Source organism: Zavarzinia sp., assembly GCF_049306435.1.
GTDB lineage: Bacteria > Pseudomonadota > Alphaproteobacteria > Zavarziniales > Zavarziniaceae > Zavarzinia.
In genome coordinates this window covers 1-3,664 of the sequence record NZ_JBAQRT010000053.1, presented here as the reverse complement: position 1 = coordinate 3,664, position 3,664 = coordinate 1, and the positions used below count along the sequence as shown (strand labels likewise).

2 protein-coding genes are annotated in these 3,664 nt (G+C 70.0%); both read right to left on the bottom strand.

Annotation, left to right across the window (positions count from 1 at the left end; genetic code table 11):
• On the bottom strand, positions 1–1,440 hold a 1,440-nt coding region (locus WAZ62_RS02845; RefSeq protein ID WP_422642022.1), incomplete at its 3' end, for a hypothetical protein.
• Between the two features lies 1 nt (position 1,441).
• Positions 1,442–3,664: cellulose biosynthesis cyclic di-GMP-binding regulatory protein BcsB (gene bcsB, locus WAZ62_RS02840; RefSeq protein WP_422642021.1), on the bottom strand; the 2,223-nt coding region annotated here is incomplete at its 5' end.

The following is a 3,664-nucleotide window of genomic DNA, read 5'->3' as shown; positions in this document are numbered from 1 at the left end:
CAAGGATTGGGGCGAGGCGGCTTCGCGTGGCGCCGCAGGGCGCCGCGCCGGGGCCGATACGTCGACGACCGGAGACGGCCGGGCCGCCACCGCCTCGCGGCGGAAGGGATTGCCGGGAACCGCCGCTATCTCGGGCGGTGTCGCGTCGGGGAGTGTCGCGTCGGGGAGGGCCCCTTGGCCCAGCTGGCGCGCCCGCAGGGCCTGCGCGGTTTCGAGCGACCGGATCGCCCCCGGGGTATCGCCCCTCGCCTCGGCGAGGCGGGCCGCCAGCACATGCAGGCCGGGTTCGGCCGGGGCACGGGCCAGGGCATCCTTCAGCCAGCGCCCGGCGGTGACGACATCGCCCGCGTTCAGGGCGGCGCCGACCGCGCCTTCGATGACGGCGGGACTGCCGGGATCGCGCGACAGAATCGTGTCATAGACCTGAACCGCCTGCCCATGCATCTGGCCGTCGCCATAGAGCCGGGCCAGCGCGGACAACAGGCCGGCGTCACTCGAATTATTGCCGAGCGCGAGGGCCAGCACATCATAGGCTTCGGCCAATCGGCCCGCTCGGCGCAACTGTTCCGCCCGCTCCACCGCCGATTGCCCGCCGGGCACGACAGCCGGGGCGGTCGCGGCGACGACCGTCGCCTGCGCCAGATGCCCGGCGACCGCGCCATCATCCGGCTCCAGGGCCAGATAGGCATCGTAAAGGGGTTTGTCGGCGGGCTTCGCCTCCAGCCACAGCAGGGCCCGGCGCCAGTCCTCGCGGGCCGACGCATCGGCGAGACCGCTGCGGGACAGAAGGGCAATACCCTCGCGCCGGCTATCCTCGCGATAGGTCAGCACCCGGGCATGGACCGCCGCCGCCGCGCCGGACGGATCGGCCGCCGCCAGCCGGCCGAGGCCCTGACGGGCTTCATCGAAGCCGTCGGCGGTGGTCGCCAGGGTCTGGTAGAATTCGAGGGCGTAGGCGGCGGGCAGGCCGTTGGCGAACAGCTCGCGGTACCTGGCGACGGCGGCTTCCACCTTGCCGGCCCGGGCCAGGCCGCGCGCCTCCACGACACGATCGGCAAGATCGCCCTGGCGGATTGCATCGTCGAGCCGGGCGATTCTCGGGTCGCCGGGGGCCAGCTGGCGAAGCCGCGCCAGCCAGGCCCCGGCCGTGGCCACATCCTTGTCTTGCGCCGCGAACAGACCGAGGCGGAAATTCACCTCCGCATCATCGGGCGCGGCGCTGTAAACGCGCTGCAGGGCCTCGGCCGAAAGATCACGCCGGCCCTTGTCGCGCCAGAAGGCCGCCTGATCGAACAGGACGCGGGTGGCCTCGGTCAGACCGCCGACGGCCGGGCTGGCCTCCTGGGCATGAGCCGGCAGGCCGCCGCCGATCGTCAGGCCGATCGCCAGAAGCGCGAGACCGGCCCGGCCCGGATGGCGATCCCGTGGGGGCGTCGGCATCTCACGTCTCCTTCGATTGCCGCAGCCGCACCCTGGCGATGAGGCGCAGCACGACAATGATCACGACCGCGATCAGAACCACCGCGACGATCGACAATACCGTCAGCAGGAACGGGCTGTTACGGAAATACCAGCGCATTTCACCGTAAAAGCCAAGATGCCCGACCGTGTAGGTCGGACCGACGCGGAAGGACTTCGCCCCCGCGGCATCGAAGACCGCGATGTCGCCGGCGACCGCCGCGTTGATTTCGGGCACGGACAGGCCGGCCACCACCTTGGGCAGGCGCTCGGGCCGGCTGGCCAGCACCATGACCAGCGACCGTCCGCCCTCACCGCCTTCGACTTCGCGACCGACGATCCCGGCGAAATCGCCATTCGCCAGCAGCAACTGGCCCGCCTTGTCGGCGTCGTCGCTCCAGCCCTGGCCGTCGAGCAGATTGTAGACCTGTTCGATGGCCCGCCCCGACGCGATCTTCAGGCGATTGCCTTCAACCTCGATCGGGCCGTCGCCGACCAGCCGCGCCAGACCCAGCCGGTCGTCCAGACTGCCGATGACGAGCAGGTCCTTGCCGCGGGTCGCGATCAGATTGGCCGTGCCCTGCTGCAGGGTCAGCCGCAAGGGCGGAAAGCCGGTGAACTCGCCGAAACGCCCCATCAGCGTGAGGAAAGCCTGGATCTCCGACGCCTTGGGCCGGTCCGGCAGGATGGCCGCCGTCTCGCCCATGTCGGCGACCCGGGTGAAGGGAAAGCCCGCGCTGGCGAAGAAGGACAGATTGGGCATCACGGCGAAATGTTCGGCCCCGGAAATATCGATGGTCGAATCGGGGTCGATCGCCGTCTTCACCCCGGTCGGCAGGGTGCTTTCGCATTCGCCCCGCTTGTACGGGCGCAGATCGTAGAAGAACGAGAGCAGGTTGGAGCCGAAGACCTGGAACGGCGGCACCTTCACCCGGGATTCGTTCAGCACGAAGTCGTTGCTGACCAGATCGCGCACATCGTCGAGCAGGTTGGGGGCGCCGAAGGGCAACGACTTCAGATATTGGCCATTGATCGCGACGTCGAGGCGCGAACGCTGGACATCCAACCATTCGCCTCGCGGGTAGCGATAGCGCACCGTCATCGGCAGGCCTCGCTCGCTCCACACGAAGAGGTCGGGCGACGTGCGGAAAGGCACGGTCAGCGGGCCGGGGATCAGGCCGATGCCCTGCAACGAGCTGGGCTCCACCAGTTCGCCGAAGCGCACGGGGCGATCGTCGCGGATCCAGCGCGGCGCGTCATAGGCCACGCGGGCGGGAACGCTCGGGACTCCCACCACCATGCTCGTGCCGGTCAAGGCGACAGAGCCAAGGGCGAGCGTGGTCGCCGCGGCCTTCAGTTCGTCGTCGTTGCGGCCCGCGATGACCAGCAGCCGGCCGAAGGCGTCGGCGGGATTGCCCATGACCGCCAGGGTCGGCCCCGTGATCGCCGGCAGGCCAAGACCCGCCGGCAGGGCGTCGGGCGTCGCCAGCACGACGGCGTTGCCGGCCGGCAGGCCGCCGAGATTGACCGGGAAATCGGAGCCGCGAAAGCCCGCCTCGGCCGCGAAATAGGAGGCGACGATGGCGGCGGCGTGAAGCGTGCCGGTCGACGGATTGGCCGGCAGGGCGAAGGGCAGCGACAGCGACTTGCGCTCGGCGGAATCGAAGAAGGGCGCCGGCAGGGCGGCGAGATCGGCACGCTGGGGCAGCGGCTGCAGCGTGAGTTCGAGATTGCTGTCGTTGCTGATGATCGACCACAGGCTGCTGTGCACCGGGTCTTCGCATTCGGTGGTGTAATGGGCGATGACGCGAACGCCGACCCGGTTCTGGCGCACGAAGAGCGCAGGGTTGACCGGTATTTCCACCGTCAGGCCGCCCGCGTTCTGCTTCTCCAGCCGCATCGAGGCGACGACCTCGCCATTCACCAGCGCGGTCATGTGGCTGAGATCCGGCAGGAGCGACGGCGAATAGGCGATGGTGACGACGAATTTCGCGGCCGTGACCACTTCGTCGCGGCGAATGTCCAGCGGAAAGCCGACCTCCGCCTCGACCCCGAGAAGCCGCAGCGGCTCGAGCGCGCCGAGATCCTTCAGCGAGATCCGCACGGTACGGCTGCCCTGCACCGGCGGCGCCCCCACGGCGGGCATCGAGGCCGGGGCGGGTGCCGTCGGGACCGGCAGGGTCACGGCGGGCGCGGGGGCCGGGGT